This is a genomic window from Flavobacterium ardleyense (assembly GCF_033547075.1).
Lineage (GTDB): Bacteria > Bacteroidota > Bacteroidia > Flavobacteriales > Flavobacteriaceae > Flavobacterium > Flavobacterium ardleyense_A.
On sequence record NZ_CP137891.1, the window covers coordinates 468,128 to 482,874 of the forward strand.

Below are 14,747 nucleotides of genomic sequence, written 5' to 3' on the forward strand. Positions count from 1 at the left end.
AAAAGTAAAAATTTTAATTCAGATTTGTTTTGTTTCCCAGAGAATTTTCCCGCTTCCGAAGAATATCAACCAATAATACTAGCCAACCTATTATAAGTAGTAGTCCACCGATAGGTGTAATAAAACCGATAGCCTTAAAATTGATTGAGTTTAATGAGTCGGTAGCAAGCAAAAATATTGAACCAGAGAACAATATAACGCCTGTTAGGCACAAATAGTATATAGATTTTTTGGCTTTCGCCGAAAGAATATTGCTTGCTCCAACAAATAATAATACCAGAGCATGATACATTTGATACCGAACGCCAGTTTCGAAAGTAACTAATTTATCAGCTTCTAATAAATCCTTTAATGCGTGTGCCCCAAAAGCTCCCAAAACAACTGCCGTCATTCCTAAAATTGCTGCTGTTGCAATAATCTTTCTGTCCATTATTTTCAAATCTTGATGAAAAACAAATTTAGTTCTTATTGTCATATTTAACCTAGTCTTACGTCAAAGTTTTACGGTGCGCCTAAAAATTTTAGTACATTTGTCTATCAAATTTTAAAAAATGAGAAATATTTTGCTAATAGGTGCAGGCCGTTCTGCATCCTCTTTAATTCGTTATTTGTTAGAAAAATCCAAATCAGAAAATCTTCATATTACAGTTGGTGATTTAGTCCTTGCAAATGCGCTGAAAATCACTCAAAATCATCCAAATACTTCCGCTATTGTTCTCGATATCTTTAATAAAGAATCTCGACAGTCTGAGATCGCTAAAGCTGATATCGTAATATCTATGCTGCCCGCACATCTACATATTGAAGTAGCGAAAGACTGTATTATTTTCAAGAAAAATATGGTAACTGCTTCTTACATCAGTCCTGAAATGCAAAGTCTTGACGCCGAAGCAAAAGCGAATAACTTAATTTTCATGAATGAGATTGGATTAGATCCAGGTATCGATCACATGAGTGCAATGAAAACCATTCACGAAATTAAAGAAAAGGGCGGAAAAATGATTCTGTTCGAATCTTTCTGCGGCGGACTTGTAGCTCCCGAATCTGACAATAATCTTTGGAATTATAAATTTACTTGGGCTCCCCGTAATGTGGTTCTTGCCGGTCAAGGTGGTGCAGCAAAATTTATTCAAGAAGGCACTTATAAGTACATTCCTTACCACAAAGTATTCAGACGTACCGAATTTTTAAAAGTAGAAGGATACGGAAAATTTGAAGCTTACGCAAATAGAGATTCGTTGAAATACCGAAGTGTTTATGACTTAGACGATGTACTTACTTTATACCGTGGAACCATCAGAAGAGTTGGCTACAGCAAAGCTTGGAATATGTTTGTCCAACTTGGAATGACCGACGATACCTATATCGTTGATGAATCTGAAACAATGAGCAACCGTCAGTTTGTGAATTTATTTTTACCATTTCACCCGACCGATTCGGTCGAAATCAAAATGAGATTGCAACTTGGCATCGAGCAGGATGATATCATGTGGGAAAAACTCCAGGAGCTTGATTTATTTTCTAGAACTAAAATTATCGGTATCAAAGATGCTACTCCTGCACAGATGTTGCAGAAAATCTTGACTGATAGCTGGACTCTTGATCCAGAGGACAAAGATATGATTGTTATGTATCATAAATTTGGATACATCCTTGACGGTGAAGAAAAGCAGATTGATAGTAAAATGGTATGCCTGGGCGAAGATCAAACTTATACCGCAATGGCCAAAACGGTTGGTCTTCCTGTTGCAATGGCGGCGATTCATATTCTTAACGGAACAATTAAAACTCCAGGTGTACAATTACCAATTACCCCGGAAGTTTATCTTCCAATTCTAAAAGAATTAGAAGACTATGGAGTGATATTTAATGAAATAGAACTTCCATATATTGGATACAATCCCGACAAAGTAGTTCTAAAAATTTAAAAATAAAAAAAAATCGAAATAGTGATATTTCGATTTTTTTTTGGTTTCTTCTTATCTTCTGCTATTGTAAATCATCACATAATAAAGCAATGTCCCTAGCGAACCAATTGCCGCAACCACATACGTTCGCGCTGCCCATTTAAGTGCATCTTTTGCTCCTGCGTGCTCCTCACGAGTTAGCATTCGTTTATTTTCTAACCAAGCCAAAGCGCGATTACTAGCATCATACTCTACAGGCAAAGTTACAAATGCGAAAACTGTTGTAGCTGCAAAAATCACAATTCCGATTAATAATAACTGTGGAAAAGTATTGACCATCAAGATTCCTGCAATTAAAATCCACTGCACATAATTGGAAGCAACAGATACCACTGGAACAAGTTTAGACCTTAGTGTAAGCCAACTGTAAGCAGTTGCGTGTTGTACAGCGTGACCAACTTCGTGAGCTGCAACTGCCGCCGCTGCTGCATTGCGCTGACTATATACTGCTTCACTTAAATTTACAGTACGATCGGCAGGATTGTAATGATCTGTCAATCTACCAGGAGTAGAAATAACTTTCACATTTCGAATTCCGTGATCAGCAAGCATTTGCTCAGCAATCTCAGCACCGCTCATATTATTCTGCAAATGCAGTTTTGAATACTTTTCAAATTTGGATTTAAGCCTAGCACTTACACCCCAACTCGCAAGCATAATTATACCGATAATAATCCAATATGACATCATAGTAATTTTGTGTTTAATGAAATTCTAAGATAGCAAAATTTCTGCCAAAAAAATTCTTTCGAATATTTCGGGCAGAAATCAGTCATTTTGTCCTAGAAACTTTTAGAATCCATGTTTTTAGCCAACAAGGTTGATAATTTTTCCAGGAACTATAATTATTTTATTGGGCGTTTTGCCATCCAATTGTTTGATGGTACGCTCGTCTGCAAGAACGATTGCTTCAATTTCGTCTTTAGTTAAAGTCAAAGGCAACTCTAGTAAAAACCTCATTTTTCCATTGAAGGAAACTGGATATTCTTTAGAGTTTTCAACTAAATATTCTGGTCTAAATATTGGAAATGGAACTTCCGAAATACTTCCTTGATGTCCAAGACTACTCCATAGTTCTTCGGCGATGTGTGGAGCATAAGGTGAAATTAATACGGCAAGCGGTTCTAAAATAGATCTGTTATGACAACCTTGAGCCGTTAATTCATTTACACAAATCATAAATGAACTCACCGACGTATTAAATGAGAATGTCGAAATATCTTCTTGAACTTTCTTAATTGTTTTATGCAGAGATTTCAAAGATTCAGCACTTGCAGGATCTGCAGTAACAATAAAACCACTATCATCAAAGTACAGTCTCCATAATTTTTTAAGGAAACCAAATACTCCAGTAATCCCTGCAGTATTCCAAGGTTTTGCTTGTTCGAGTGGTCCTAAGAACATTTCGTACAAACGCAAAGTATCTGCTCCGTATTCATTACAAATATCGTCGGGATTGACAACATTGTATTTTGATTTAGACATTTTTTCTACTTCGCGACCGACGATGTATTTGCCGTCTTCCAAAATGAACTCAGCATTTTTATAGTCTGAATATAATGGATGATTTTTGAATGCTTCAATATCCAATTCGTTGGTGATGTCATTTATTACAGCTAAATCAACGTGAATTGGCGTAAAATGACTCCAATCAGAATCAGACTGTCTGATATTTCCGTAATCAGCTACTAACTTATTTAAAACATCTTTTGCTTGTTCGTTAGATTCAGATATGAATTCTCTACTTTTGACCGCTTTTTCGATCAAGGATTTACTAAAGAAAACAGTTTTTCGATTTCCTTCTGTAGAAGTTGCATCGGTTGAATATTCCCATCTATAAACAAATGCACTCATCCCCAAAATCATTCCCTGATTAATCAGTTTTTTGAAAGGTTCTTCTTGATGTACATATCCTCTGTCTTTCAAGAATTTATTCCAAAATCTTGAGTATAATAAATGACCAGTCGCGTGCTCGCTACCTCCAATATATAAGTCAACACCTTCCCAATAATTTTCTGCTTCGGCCGAAACAAATTCCTCCGTATTATGCGGATCCATATAACGCAACCAATACCAAGAACTTCCTGCCCAACCTGGCATTGTGTTTAATTCTAAAGCAAAAACAGTTTGCTCATCAATTAAAGAATTATCTACAACTGTATTCGAAATAGTATCCCAAGCCCAAACCGTTGCATTTCCTAAAGGTGGTTTCCCATCTTCGGTTGGCAAATATTTTTCAACTTCTGGAAGACGAATTGGCAAATGTTCCTTGGCAATCATCTGCGGAAGTCCATCCTTATAATATACCGGAAATGGTTCTCCCCAATAACGCTGTCTCGAAAACACCGCATCACGAAGTCTGTAATTTATCTTTCCATATCCTTGATCAATATCCTCAAGTTCTTCGATAACTTTTGCAGTTGCTTCTTTATAGGCTAAGCCATTCAAGAAATCAGAATTTTCTAAAACAAATCTTTCTTTTGATCCGTAAGCTTGGTCCTCCAAACTAATACCTTTGAAAATATTAACTATCTCTGGCATTCCTTCTTCTCCTTTAAAGTGATTCGCAAAAGCATAATCTCTATCGTCACCACAAGGCACAGCCATTACAGCTCCCGTTCCATATCCAGCTAGAACATAATCCCCAATCCAAATTGGCATTGCTTTTTTGGTAAAAGGATGTTCAGCATAAGCACCGGTAAAAACTCCCGAAATAGTTTTCACATCGGCCATACGCTCACGTTCGCTACGTTTGCTGGTAGTTTCTATATATTTCGCGACAGCTTCTTTCTGCTCTTCGGTGGTGATTTTTTCAACCAATTCGTGCTCTGGCGCAAGGGTAAGGATAGTGGCACCGAAGATGGTGTCGGGGCGGGTTGTAAATACCCCGATCTGTTCAACATCCTCCCCCCGACCCCCTCCGAAGGAGGGGGAGACGGAGCGCTGACTAACTCTTGTGTCTAATTCATTTTTTATTTTACTTAGAACGGCAGAAATATCTTGCGCTACTTCATCGTTCGTGAAACGAAGTACTTTAAATAAATGTTTTTGTTCTAAAGCCAAAGTTCTTTCCTCATCTGCTAATTGTTGTTCGGGATCATTGTGATATTCACCGTCAACCTCAACTATCAATCTTTTCTCCAAGCAAACAAAATCTGCTATGTATTTGCCAATTAGGTGCTGTCTTCTAAATTTAAACCCTAAATTTTGTCTTCTTAGTTTAGACCATAAGACACCTTCAGCAAAAGTTGGCTCTTGTCTCATACCTGCTGCGTGCACAAGTAAATGTTTAGACAATAAAGGGTCACCGGTCATATATTTCGGTTCGCCTCCCCCTGCTTCGGAGGGGGTCGGGGGGAGGACTTTAAATTGGACCATCGCCCCAACACTTTTTCCAATCCAGTTTCTCTGACTCTCCTTAATACTTTCGCTCCAGTCAATGACGTTCAGACCTTGCAAAAGTCTTTCGGCATAAGCAGAAATACGCATACTCCATTGCTTCATTTTCTTGCGCATCACTGGAAAACCACCACGTTCAGAGACGCCGTTTACGATTTCGTCATTTGCCAAAACGGTTCCTAGACCTGGACACCAGTTCACTTCGGTTTCGGCGAGGTAGGTCATTCTGTAATTAAGGAGCATTTTCTGTTTTTCGCTTTCGCTAAATGCATTCCAGTCATTAGCGGTAAATGAGGGTATATCGTCTGCTGCTACAGCATTTACTTTGGAATTGCCCTCTGCTGAAAAGATACGTTGAAGTTCATCAATTGACTTCGCTTGATCTGACTCTTTGCAATACCAAGAATTAAATAATTCGGTAAAAATCCATTGAGTCCATTTATAATAAGAAGCATCAGAAGTACGAACTTCACGACTCCAATCGAAAGAAAATCCGATTTTATCTAGTTGCTCGCGGTATCTCGAGATATTTTCTTTGGTAGTTTTATCAGGATGTTGCCCTGTTTGTATAGCATACTGCTCGGCAGGAAGTCCAAAACTGTCATATCCTTGAGGATGCAACACATTAAAACCTTCGTGGCGTTTGTATCTCGCAATAATATCCGAAGCGATATAACCTAGTGGATGACCAACGTGGAGTCCAGCGCCAGAAGGGTAAGGAAACATATCAAGCACATAATACTTTGGTTTTTCCTTCCCTAATCCGTCGGAAGTTGGAGGATTCTGAGCTGCGAAAGTTTGGTTTTCAGCCCAGTATTTTTGCCATTTGGCTTCTATTTTGCTCGGATTGTATTTCATTTTTGTTTAAAAAGGATGAGAATGAAAAAATTTCACAAAGTCGGAAATCTTTTTTATTTAGAGAACAAATTTACATTTATTGTATCAAAACCAAAACTTTGACGTTATAAACTATGATTAAGAAATTTCTTTGTTATTTTTACACCACAATTAAATTCCATTATGAGCTCTAAGTTTGACAAATTTCAAAAGCGCCGACTAATTTCCTCTTATTTCTCTGTAATCTTAAGTATTTTTCTAGTACTTTTTCTCTTAGGAATTTTGGGATTATTTATTATAAATTCTAAAAAACTTTCTGACGATTTCAAGGAAGAGATCGCGATGACTGTTTTCTTTAAAACTGAAGCTAAGGACACCACTTTTGCAGCTTTTGAGCAACAATTAAAACAATCTGATTTTGCTAGGACTTTTGTTTACGTAACCAAAGAGCAAGCAGCAAAAGAACATACCGACGTAATAGGCGAAGATTTTATCACTTTCCTAGGTGCAAATCCTCTGCAAGATTCGTTTGATATTCATCTAAAGGCAGACTACGTTGTAAATGATAGCATTGCCAAAATAGAAAAGGAACTTCGTAAAAACGAAATGGTCGAAGACATTGTTTACGACAAGCAACTTGTAAATTTGGTCAATGATAATATTCAGAAAATCACCATGTGGATTCTTATTGCCAGTGGATTTCTTGCACTCGTTGCGGTATTGCTAATTAATAGCTCAATGCGTCTCTCCATTCATAGCAACCGTTTTATTATTAAGACGATGCAGATGGTAGGAGCAACAAAATCATTTATTCGTTCTCCTTTTATCTGGCGTAGTATTAGACTTGGAATAATAGGTGCTGTTTTGGCAATATTGGCATTACTTGCCGTTTTGTACTATGTTGACACAAATTACCCTGGATTAGAAATTATACAAGACAAACCAATGATTGGTGCGGTACTATTAGCCGTACTGCTAGTGGGAATTCTTATCACTTGGATAAGTACATTTATAGCCACTCAGAGATTTTTAAACCTTCGCACAGACGATTTATATTAATATATTATGAACGAGCAACAACCGACAGAATTTCTTTTTCATAAAGAAAATTACAAAATTCTACTTATCGCATTGTGTATAATCGCACTTGGATTTATTTTAATGTCTGGTGGGGGAAGTGATGATCCGAAAGTTTTTAATGAAGAAATTTTCAATTTTAGACGAATCAGGTTAGCGCCTACAATGGTACTTATCGGAATTGGCGTTGCGATATATTCAATATTAAGAAATCCCAAAAAATAATTAATGGACTTTTTTCAAGCTATTATTCTGGCCATAATCGAAGGGCTTACAGAATATTTACCCGTGTCTTCTACAGGACACATGATTTTTGCAAGTTCTTACTTTGACATTCAAAATGAAGATTTTGTAAAACTATTTCAAGTATCAATTCAGTTCGGAGCCATTTTGGCGGTTGTGGCATTGTATTGGAAAAAGTTTTTTGACTTTTCTAAATTCGATTTCTACCTAAAACTTATATATGCTGTAATTCCTGCACTTGTTCTAGGATTATTTTTTGATGATATGATTGAAGCAGTTTTAGGAAATCCTATTCCAATTGCTATCGTATTAATCCTTGGAGGTTTTGTACTTCTGTTTATCGATAATTATTTCAAAAACCCTAAAGTTTTCAAAGAAGAAGATATCAGCGTTCGTCAGGCAATTACAATTGGTTTTTGGCAATGTCTTGCAATGATGCCAGGTACAAGCCGCTCTGCTGCTTCTATTATCGGTGGTATGCAACAAGGACTTGATCGTAAGACTGCTGCTGAATTTTCGTTCTTTCTAGCTGTACCAACAATGGCGGCAGTAACTTGCTACTCTGTTTTCTTGAAGACTTATGAGCAAACACAAATGAAAGGCTATGAACTAATTTTGAAATCTACCGAAAATACCACTATGTTTCTAATTGGTAATGTAATTGCATTTGTAGTTTCGATTATTGCCATTAAGTTTTTTATAGGAGTTATCAAACAATATGGTTTCAAACCTTGGGGTTATTACCGAATTATAGTTGGCGTACTTTTACTTATTTACTTCTCATATATAAAATAGTTCAAGATGAAAAATGCAGAAGATTTCGTCAACGGAGAAGTTATTTTAATAGACAAACCACTTACTTGGACCTCATTTCAAGCGGTTAATAAAATGAAGTGGGCTTTAAAAAGCAAACTTGATTTAAAGAAAATTAAGATTGGCCACGCTGGAACTTTGGATCCACTTGCCACGGGATTATTGATTGTTTGTACTGGAAAATTTACCAAGAGAATAACCGAAATTCAATCGCAGCAAAAAGAATACACCGGAACTTTCTATATTGGTGCTACTACTCCATCTTATGATTTGGAAACAGAAATAGACCAAACTTTTCCGATAGACCATATTACTCCTGAAGTAATTCAGAAAACAACATTGCAGTTTCTGGGCGAAATAGACCAAAGACCGCCGATATATTCAGCAATCAAAAAAGATGGAGTTCGTCTGTACGAGCATGCACGAGCTGGTGAAACTGTAGATATTCCCCTTAGAAAAACTACGATTCACGAGTTCGAAATTACTAGAATTGCATTACCAGAAATAGATTTTAGAGTTGCCTGTAGCAAAGGAACTTACATCAGATCCTTAGCTTTTGACTTTGGAGCCGCGCTAAATTCAGGCGGACACCTTACCGCATTACGCCGAACTAAGATTGGCGATTATTCTGTAGAAGATGGGATTTCGCCAGAAGAGTTCGAAAATCAGATTAGCCAAATCGCTGAAAATTAGATAATTTCTATTGATATTTTCGTAATTTTATATTTAGAATTAAAATTTCATTCAAATGAAAACTGAAGATAAAAAGCCAAAAAATCTTGCAATCCCTGGCAAACCAATGTCAAAAGAAGAATTTGTTTCTTTGATAAAAGAGGCAGAGGAAGGTGAGTTTATGAGTCTGGATGAGTTTGATAAAAGATTTGAAGAATGGAGACTTAATAGAAAATAAAAAAGATGCTTGTAGCGTGAAAACTTTTACCTAATAATCAGCCGCATTATAACGACAAGTGAAATTTAAACCGCCTGGCACGGAAGTCATTCTCCAGATTACAAACAATCCATCAAAACTATTTCAATCTAGTTAATGAAACATATTCTTTTAATTCTGATTCTACTTTTTACTTCTATCGCATCTTCTCAAGAAGAAATATCTCATCCAACCTTTTCAGACTTTGCACAATTCGAAGTTTCAATTCCTCTACAAGGAAATAAAAACCGAGGCGACCAATTTCCAGATGGAACTTCCAATAACAATTGGTTTTTGCCCGATGGTGTAAATGCTAATTTTGGCTACGGAATACACTACAAAAATGTAATTGGTCTAAGCGCAAATACAGGAATTGGAATGAAATTATCCGACAAGTTAGTTATAGCTCCAATTTTTGCAAACCTTCGGATTATGCCAAAAGTTGGAGAAGAAACTAGGCTGGGAATTGATTTAGGATTAGGCCAGTCTTTCGCGCTCGGTAGAGGAAATTTACAAGGAACTTTTAAAAGAGCCAAACTAAATCTTGAGTCAGATGGAAGACAACTTTTTATCGAATTTGTTTCGTACGGGATCAACTTTAATAATACAAATCAACAAAGCATCAGCATCGGAATTGCTTTAGTATCTTTTTAAAATGACAAGAATATTATTATTTTGCTTATTCAGCACTTTGAGTTTTGCACAAAATGTAAAATTAAAAACGGGCGATATTATTTTTCAATCGATGAACTGCGGACCACTTTGCGAAGCAATTAATGAAGTTACCGAAGGATATCAAGGAAAAGACTTTAGCCACTTAGGACTTGTTCTGATTCAGAATGACAGCATCTACATTATTGAAGCTGGAGGAAAGGAAGTGAAATTAACGCCCTACAAAACCTTTAAAACCTATACAAACGAAGAGATGTATGTAGGTAGATTAAAACCAAAGTATCGCAAGTATATTCCTGAAGCGATTGCATTTTCTTTAAAGCAAATCGGCACTCCTTACGATGAAGAATATATCTATGATAACGGAAAATATTATTGTTCGGAATTAATTTATGATGCTTTTCTAGAAGCTTACAAAAAGCCATTGTTCCAAATGTTTCCAATGACTTTCAAATCACCAAAGACAAATAAGTACTTCGAAGTTTGGGAAGAATATTACAAAAATCTAAAAATGGAAATCCCAGAAGGAGAGCTTGGCTGCAATCCTGGAGGAATTTCCACTTCTGATAAACTTAAAATTATTGGGACAGTTTACTAAATTGAAAAGACCAAAGAAATTTTTTTCAGTTACTACTTAGTAAAACTAAATCTCTCTGTAAATAAATACAGCAGATTTAAATAATAAGAATGGTTATTTCTTAGACTCTACATTCTTCATTATATCCAACAATTCTCGTTGAGTAGAAAGTCCTTTATCATGAAGATACCACATTTGAAGCGCCGCTTTTGCAGGCTCATCCACAACTCCGTGCTCTGCTTTATAATCTACAATTAACTTGAGAGCAGCAGCAGGGCGTGGACCCCAATGCGCAACAACTTTGTGATCGGAATTTAGAACAATCAATTTCGGAATCGCCTTACCACCATTTGTTAGAAATTGATCCATCAATTCAGGATTCTCATCTCTAAACACCAGTTTCAAATCAATATGTGAATTCAGTTCAGACATTTTATGCAGAATTGGAAGAATTTGTGCAGCATCACCACACCATCCTTCCGAAAGCACAAGCCAAGTATAAGCCGTATCAATTGCCTTGAATTCTGCCTCAATTTCGCCGTCCACCTTCATGGTTTTATCAAGTCTATTCATTCTACTTTCGTTGAGGATGCTATATTGTAGAATTTCTTCAGATTGATCATTCCCCGTAGATTTCCCCTCCGCAATAAGTTTGGTCACAGTAGATCTGTAAGTTGCGTAGTCGACAGCTTTTGATAGAGCGTTTTTGATGCTATTTTCCATAATATTATAGTTTTCGAATTGCAAAATTAGTCATTATAAAAGGAACGAAATGTAACATTTGTCACATTTGAGAAATTTAGTATTTTATTTGGCCTCCTCCCCCCAACCCCCTCCGAAGGAGGGGGAGACTGGACGAGAAGGTATTAATGATACTAAATCTTGTTTAGCCACATATTATATAAACATAACGGATATCTATTACATAGCTATATGCTTTAAAGACTAGAAATAGGATTATCTAAAGTTTTGCTCCAAAGGGCAAATCATAAAATCAATTAATTTCTATATCTTTAATTTCTAGCAAAGTTTTAACATCCATAATAACTTAAAAACAATGCCTCCAAATTTAAAAATATCTCTTTCACTCTTACTTTTAGTTTTTGCTGTCAATTTGAATGCTCAACACTTACAAAAGCACGTAGAATTACATAAATTGAAAATTAATAATGATAAATTTTCAGATATTTTAGAACGGATTGTTGAACACGAAAGAGATTGCTACTACTTCAATTCAAAATTATCATTTTCAATTTATGTTAGTGAAAATGAAAACCTTCTGTCAGTTACAATTGCATCGATAGATGATCTCAATATTTTACTTTCAAACGAAGCTTACGGTTATTTTAAATTTGAAAAGCATATATTTATTGTTCGAGGAATTAATCCTCACGCTATTTTCTCAATAACGCATGATAAGAAAATCTTCAAATTTTTCGATTATAGTGATGAAAGCTTTCAGCCAAAGGAAGGAGAGACACCAATTCTATACTTTTTGGTGAACGACAGGTTTTCACAATGGAATTATAATTACAAAAATGCAGATTTTACAGTAGATGAAATATCAACATTCTGTAAGTAATTTGTGCGAGCTTTCAGGTCCTTACATTAAGATGAATGATTCACACGATAGCGCAGATTTGCAACCATTGAAAAACATATTTATAATGAGAATATTGACAGTTTTATTTTTAGCGATGCTTTGTTCCAACAGTTCTTACTCACAAGAAATTACAAATCTAAAATATGATTCTGAAGTTGTCTTTATAAAAGATAATTGTCTAAAGGAATTAATTTCAAATATAATAATTAAAAAAGAAAATTGTGATACTAAAGGCCTTTACTGGTACATTCAGATTCAAACAAATGGCGTTTTGATAATAAGCAAAATCGATATTGCAAATCTAATAGTTAGTATAGGATCGAAAAATATTTTAACAACTTTTCTTGATGATACTATTTTGTTTATTGTAAATGATGAAAAAATTCCTGTTACGCATTCAGGATTTTACATAAACTTAAGTTCGTATATTGGCCATTCAAATTATTCAGCAATCCATTATTCTTATTGGGGACTTCAAATTCAAGAGAACAACGAATATAAGGTAATTAAAGAAAAGCTTTATAACTGCAACTAATTAATGAGCAGCATAATTGAAAAAAAAATAATTCGAGCTGTCTCAAAAGAGATCACAGATATTTCGATAGCGCGGATTTACTTCGTCAGTTCGGCAAAGCCTCGGGTGAAATCCGTGCCCACCAACTGAGTAAACCTTCCCCAACATTTTACCAAATCTTTAAAACACTTCTCTTCTATTTTACCTTATTTTTGAAACTCCAGATAGCGCGGATTTATAATCCGTGTCCAGCTAGTTTAGCCCCCGATAAGTTCGGAGTGTTATTTTAAATTTCAAACTTATATATTTGAGATATGAAATACAAGAAATGGACTTTAGATCAGAAGCTAGAAATATTAGCTAGTTCAGAAGAAATAGGTATTGTGGAGGCTTGCCGCAAATATGGCGTTAGTACAGGTACTTTATATAATTGGAAGAAAAAGCATGAGCATAAAGGAGAGGCTGGCTTAAAAGTGACATACGATACTAAAACGAAGGAGCATAAAGAAGTGGTTGAGGAAAATCGTATTCTGCGTAAGCTCTTAAGCGATCGGGAAATTGAGTTGGAAGTACAAAGAGAGCTTTTAAAAAAAAAGTTTGGGACATCCGATCCAAGAAAGATTTAGTAGACATTATCTATGCGAAGTATAAATGTAGTAAAGCTAAAATCATAAAGATGGTAGGCATAGTTGCCAGTAGCTATTATAGGAAGCCTAGCCTTGGTCGAAAAGGAAATACTGCCACAACAACCACTTTTCATCAAACTAAAGGTTTTGTAAGCCAGTGCGTGGTTGTAAAGTCTATTAAAAAGATATTAAAACACGAATTTATAGACTGTGGTTATCGACTGATGACTAGCTACTTAAAAAGAGATGGCTACAAGATAAATCATAAAAAACTATACCGAATTATGAAAGAGGAAGGTCTATTAAAACTCGAGAATAGAATTAGTAGAAGTGGTTCTGGTCGTAAATTCGTGAAGTTTAGAAAGGTTTATACCTCGAGACCTTTGCAATGTCTAGAGATGGATATTAAAATGGTGTGGGTGCCAAATGTTGGTAAAAATGCTTATTTACTATCTATAATTGATGTTCATACTAGAAGAATTTTAATAGATTATTTTTCTTTCACTATAAAACAAAATCATGTTATAGAATTGCTTTCACAACTCTTTGAAGACTATCAATATCCTGAAAGTGTCGTTATTAGAAGCGATAATGGAAGTCAGTTTATAGCTAAAAGTGTGCGCGAGTATTTAGGTTTGATAGGTGTCCAGCAGGAATTCACCCACGTTGCAACACCAGAAGAAAACGCTCATATAGAAGCTTATCATGGTATTCTAAAGAAAGAAGTATTCGCCAGGTTCGACTATCGCACGTTTGGAGAAATCGAGCAAATATTAAAACGATTTGTACCATTTTACAACAATCAAAGGCTTCACGGACTTTTAGGAAGAATAACTCCTATGGAGAAATGGAGCGCTGATAAACATCTAATTTTAATGAAAAAATTAACCGCATAATTAATAATCGAAATTTAGAATAATACTCTTGTTTTATAGGGGTCAAAACACCAGCAACTGAGTAAACCATCCCCCACATTTTACCAAATCTTTAAAACACTTCTCTCCTATTTTACCTTATTTTTGAAACTCAATCATCATTATGGAAGAATTAGAATTGTTTCTTAAAAGCAAGAAATATAAGAAGGCTACTTTTAAAATATCAAAGACAAATCATTTGCTGGTAAAAGCGAAAATAAATGGAGTTTCAGGGAATTTTATTCTGGATACTGGCGCTTCTAATAGTTGTGTGGGATTTGAATTTATCGAACATTTTCAGCTTGATGCAGCAAGTTCTAATACAACGGCTGCGGGAGCTGGAGGGACCGGAATGGTAACTAAAGTTTCTCACGGCAATACACTCAATCTTGGGCGCTGGAGCACGAACACTCTAGATCTGGTAATCTTTGACCTTAGTCACGTCAACGAAGCGCTAAAAGCTTACAAAGCCAAGCCTGTGCAAGGAATCATTGGAGCTGATGTGTTGATTCAAGGAAATGGAATTGTGAATTACGCGACTTCTATTTTATATCTAAAATAAATATTCGAGAATTCT

The 14,747-nt window shown here is 35.6% G+C and carries 17 protein-coding genes; 13 read left to right on the plus strand and 4 right to left on the minus strand.

Going from position 1 to position 14,747, the window contains the following annotated elements:
• Positions 1 to 13: 13 nt before the first annotated feature.
• Complete coding sequence (locus SBO79_RS02065) at positions 14 to 475, minus strand: DUF423 domain-containing protein (RefSeq protein WP_406600238.1); 462 nt, start codon at positions 473 to 475, stop codon at positions 14 to 16.
• Positions 476 to 551: 76 nt separating this feature from the next.
• Here SBO79_RS02065 and SBO79_RS02070 point away from each other — a divergent pair, with 76 nt between their 5' ends.
• Positions 552 to 1,928, plus strand: coding sequence for a saccharopine dehydrogenase family protein (locus SBO79_RS02070; RefSeq protein ID WP_318641401.1), 1,377 nt, complete (start codon positions 552 to 554; stop codon positions 1,926 to 1,928).
• Between the two features lie 51 nt (positions 1,929 to 1,979).
• On the opposite strand, the gene SBO79_RS02075 is transcribed toward SBO79_RS02070, so the two are convergent.
• The gene (locus tag SBO79_RS02075; protein WP_318641403.1) at positions 1,980 to 2,657 is read right to left on the minus strand and encodes a zinc metallopeptidase; all 678 of its coding nucleotides are present in this window, start codon (positions 2,655 to 2,657) and stop codon (positions 1,980 to 1,982) included.
• Positions 2,658 to 2,774: 117 nt separating this feature from the next.
• Positions 2,775 to 6,224 (minus strand): leucine--tRNA ligase, encoded by a 3,450-nt coding sequence (locus SBO79_RS02080; RefSeq protein WP_318641405.1) that lies wholly within the window; start codon positions 6,222 to 6,224, stop codon positions 2,775 to 2,777.
• A 162-nt stretch (positions 6,225 to 6,386) separates the two neighbouring features.
• Here SBO79_RS02080 and SBO79_RS02085 point away from each other — a divergent pair, with 162 nt between their 5' ends.
• The 7 genes from SBO79_RS02085 (at position 6,387) to SBO79_RS02115 (ending at position 10,534) form a co-directional block, all read left to right on the plus strand.
• A complete protein-coding gene (locus SBO79_RS02085; RefSeq protein ID WP_318641407.1) occupies positions 6,387 to 7,262 on the plus strand; it encodes a cell division protein FtsX in 876 nt (291 codons plus the stop codon).
• Between the two features lie 6 nt (positions 7,263 to 7,268).
• Positions 7,269 to 7,505 carry a DUF3098 domain-containing protein gene (locus tag SBO79_RS02090; RefSeq protein WP_318641409.1) on the plus strand — a complete coding sequence of 79 codons (237 nt, stop codon included), beginning with the start codon at positions 7,269 to 7,271 and terminating at the stop codon, positions 7,503 to 7,505.
• A gap of 3 nt (positions 7,506 to 7,508) precedes the next feature.
• Positions 7,509 to 8,318 carry an undecaprenyl-diphosphate phosphatase gene (locus tag SBO79_RS02095; protein ID WP_318641411.1) on the plus strand — a complete coding sequence of 270 codons (810 nt, stop codon included), beginning with the start codon at positions 7,509 to 7,511 and terminating at the stop codon, positions 8,316 to 8,318.
• A 6-nt stretch (positions 8,319 to 8,324) separates the two neighbouring features.
• Positions 8,325 to 9,029, plus strand: a complete 705-nt coding sequence (gene truB, locus SBO79_RS02100; RefSeq protein ID WP_318641413.1) for a tRNA pseudouridine(55) synthase TruB — start codon at positions 8,325 to 8,327, stop codon at positions 9,027 to 9,029.
• 55 nt (positions 9,030 to 9,084) lie between these two features.
• Positions 9,085 to 9,246: a hypothetical protein gene (locus SBO79_RS02105; RefSeq protein ID WP_318641415.1), complete on the plus strand. Its 162-nt coding sequence runs from the start codon at positions 9,085 to 9,087 to the stop codon at positions 9,244 to 9,246.
• Between the two features lie 135 nt (positions 9,247 to 9,381).
• Positions 9,382 to 9,918: a hypothetical protein gene (locus tag SBO79_RS02110; RefSeq protein ID WP_318641417.1), complete on the plus strand. Its 537-nt coding sequence runs from the start codon at positions 9,382 to 9,384 to the stop codon at positions 9,916 to 9,918.
• 1 nt (position 9,919) lies between these two features.
• Positions 9,920 to 10,534: a YiiX/YebB-like N1pC/P60 family cysteine hydrolase gene (locus SBO79_RS02115; protein ID WP_318641419.1), complete on the plus strand. Its 615-nt coding sequence runs from the start codon at positions 9,920 to 9,922 to the stop codon at positions 10,532 to 10,534.
• A 93-nt stretch (positions 10,535 to 10,627) separates the two neighbouring features.
• Here SBO79_RS02115 and SBO79_RS02120 read toward each other — a convergent pair whose 3' ends face one another.
• The gene (locus SBO79_RS02120) at positions 10,628 to 11,236 is read right to left on the minus strand and encodes a thioredoxin family protein (protein WP_318641421.1); all 609 of its coding nucleotides are present in this window, start codon (positions 11,234 to 11,236) and stop codon (positions 10,628 to 10,630) included.
• Positions 11,237 to 11,669: 433 nt separating this feature from the next.
• On the opposite strand from SBO79_RS02120, the gene SBO79_RS02125 reads away from it, so the two are divergent.
• From SBO79_RS02125 to SBO79_RS02145, 5 genes are all read left to right on the plus strand, one after another.
• Positions 11,670 to 12,095: a hypothetical protein gene (locus SBO79_RS02125; protein WP_318641423.1), complete on the plus strand. Its 426-nt coding sequence runs from the start codon at positions 11,670 to 11,672 to the stop codon at positions 12,093 to 12,095.
• Complete coding sequence (locus tag SBO79_RS02130) at positions 12,070 to 12,651, plus strand: hypothetical protein (protein ID WP_318641425.1); 582 nt, start codon at positions 12,070 to 12,072, stop codon at positions 12,649 to 12,651. Before SBO79_RS02125 ends, SBO79_RS02130 begins: the two co-directional genes overlap by 26 nt.
• 293 nt (positions 12,652 to 12,944) lie before the next feature.
• Positions 12,945 to 13,256: a transposase gene (locus tag SBO79_RS02135; RefSeq protein WP_318640102.1), complete on the plus strand. Its 312-nt coding sequence runs from the start codon at positions 12,945 to 12,947 to the stop codon at positions 13,254 to 13,256.
• A gap of 8 nt (positions 13,257 to 13,264) precedes the next feature.
• Positions 13,265 to 14,152, plus strand: coding sequence for an IS3 family transposase (locus SBO79_RS02140; protein WP_318643393.1), 888 nt, complete (start codon positions 13,265 to 13,267; stop codon positions 14,150 to 14,152).
• A 142-nt stretch (positions 14,153 to 14,294) separates the two neighbouring features.
• Positions 14,295 to 14,732 (plus strand): retropepsin-like aspartic protease, encoded by a 438-nt coding sequence (locus SBO79_RS02145; RefSeq protein WP_318641427.1) that lies wholly within the window; start codon positions 14,295 to 14,297, stop codon positions 14,730 to 14,732.
• Positions 14,733 to 14,747: the final 15 nt, after the last annotated feature.

Coding starts and splice junctions, on each gene's coding strand:
- SBO79_RS02085 (WP_318641407.1), top strand. CDS start 6,387: ATGAGCTCTAAGTTTGACAAATTTCAAAAGCGCCGACTAATTTCCTCT.
- SBO79_RS02120 (WP_318641421.1), bottom strand. CDS start 11,236: ATGGAAAATAGCATCAAAAACGCTCTATCAAAAGCTGTCGACTACGCA.
- SBO79_RS02145 (WP_318641427.1), top strand. CDS start 14,295: ATGGAAGAATTAGAATTGTTTCTTAAAAGCAAGAAATATAAGAAGGCT.
- SBO79_RS02130 (WP_318641425.1), top strand. CDS start 12,070: ATGAAATATCAACATTCTGTAAGTAATTTGTGCGAGCTTTCAGGTCCT.
- SBO79_RS02135 (WP_318640102.1), top strand. CDS start 12,945: ATGAAATACAAGAAATGGACTTTAGATCAGAAGCTAGAAATATTAGCT.
- SBO79_RS02110 (WP_318641417.1), top strand. CDS start 9,382: ATGAAACATATTCTTTTAATTCTGATTCTACTTTTTACTTCTATCGCA.
- SBO79_RS02105 (WP_318641415.1), top strand. CDS start 9,085: ATGAAAACTGAAGATAAAAAGCCAAAAAATCTTGCAATCCCTGGCAAA.
- SBO79_RS02075 (WP_318641403.1), bottom strand. CDS start 2,657: ATGATGTCATATTGGATTATTATCGGTATAATTATGCTTGCGAGTTGG.
- SBO79_RS02095 (WP_318641411.1), top strand. CDS start 7,509: ATGGACTTTTTTCAAGCTATTATTCTGGCCATAATCGAAGGGCTTACA.
- SBO79_RS02090 (WP_318641409.1), top strand. CDS start 7,269: ATGAACGAGCAACAACCGACAGAATTTCTTTTTCATAAAGAAAATTAC.
- SBO79_RS02115 (WP_318641419.1), top strand. CDS start 9,920: ATGACAAGAATATTATTATTTTGCTTATTCAGCACTTTGAGTTTTGCA.
- SBO79_RS02065 (WP_406600238.1), bottom strand. CDS start 475: ATGACAATAAGAACTAAATTTGTTTTTCATCAAGATTTGAAAATAATG.
- SBO79_RS02070 (WP_318641401.1), top strand. CDS start 552: ATGAGAAATATTTTGCTAATAGGTGCAGGCCGTTCTGCATCCTCTTTA.
- SBO79_RS02080 (WP_318641405.1), bottom strand. CDS start 6,224: ATGAAATACAATCCGAGCAAAATAGAAGCCAAATGGCAAAAATACTGG.
- truB (WP_318641413.1), top strand. CDS start 8,325: ATGAAAAATGCAGAAGATTTCGTCAACGGAGAAGTTATTTTAATAGAC.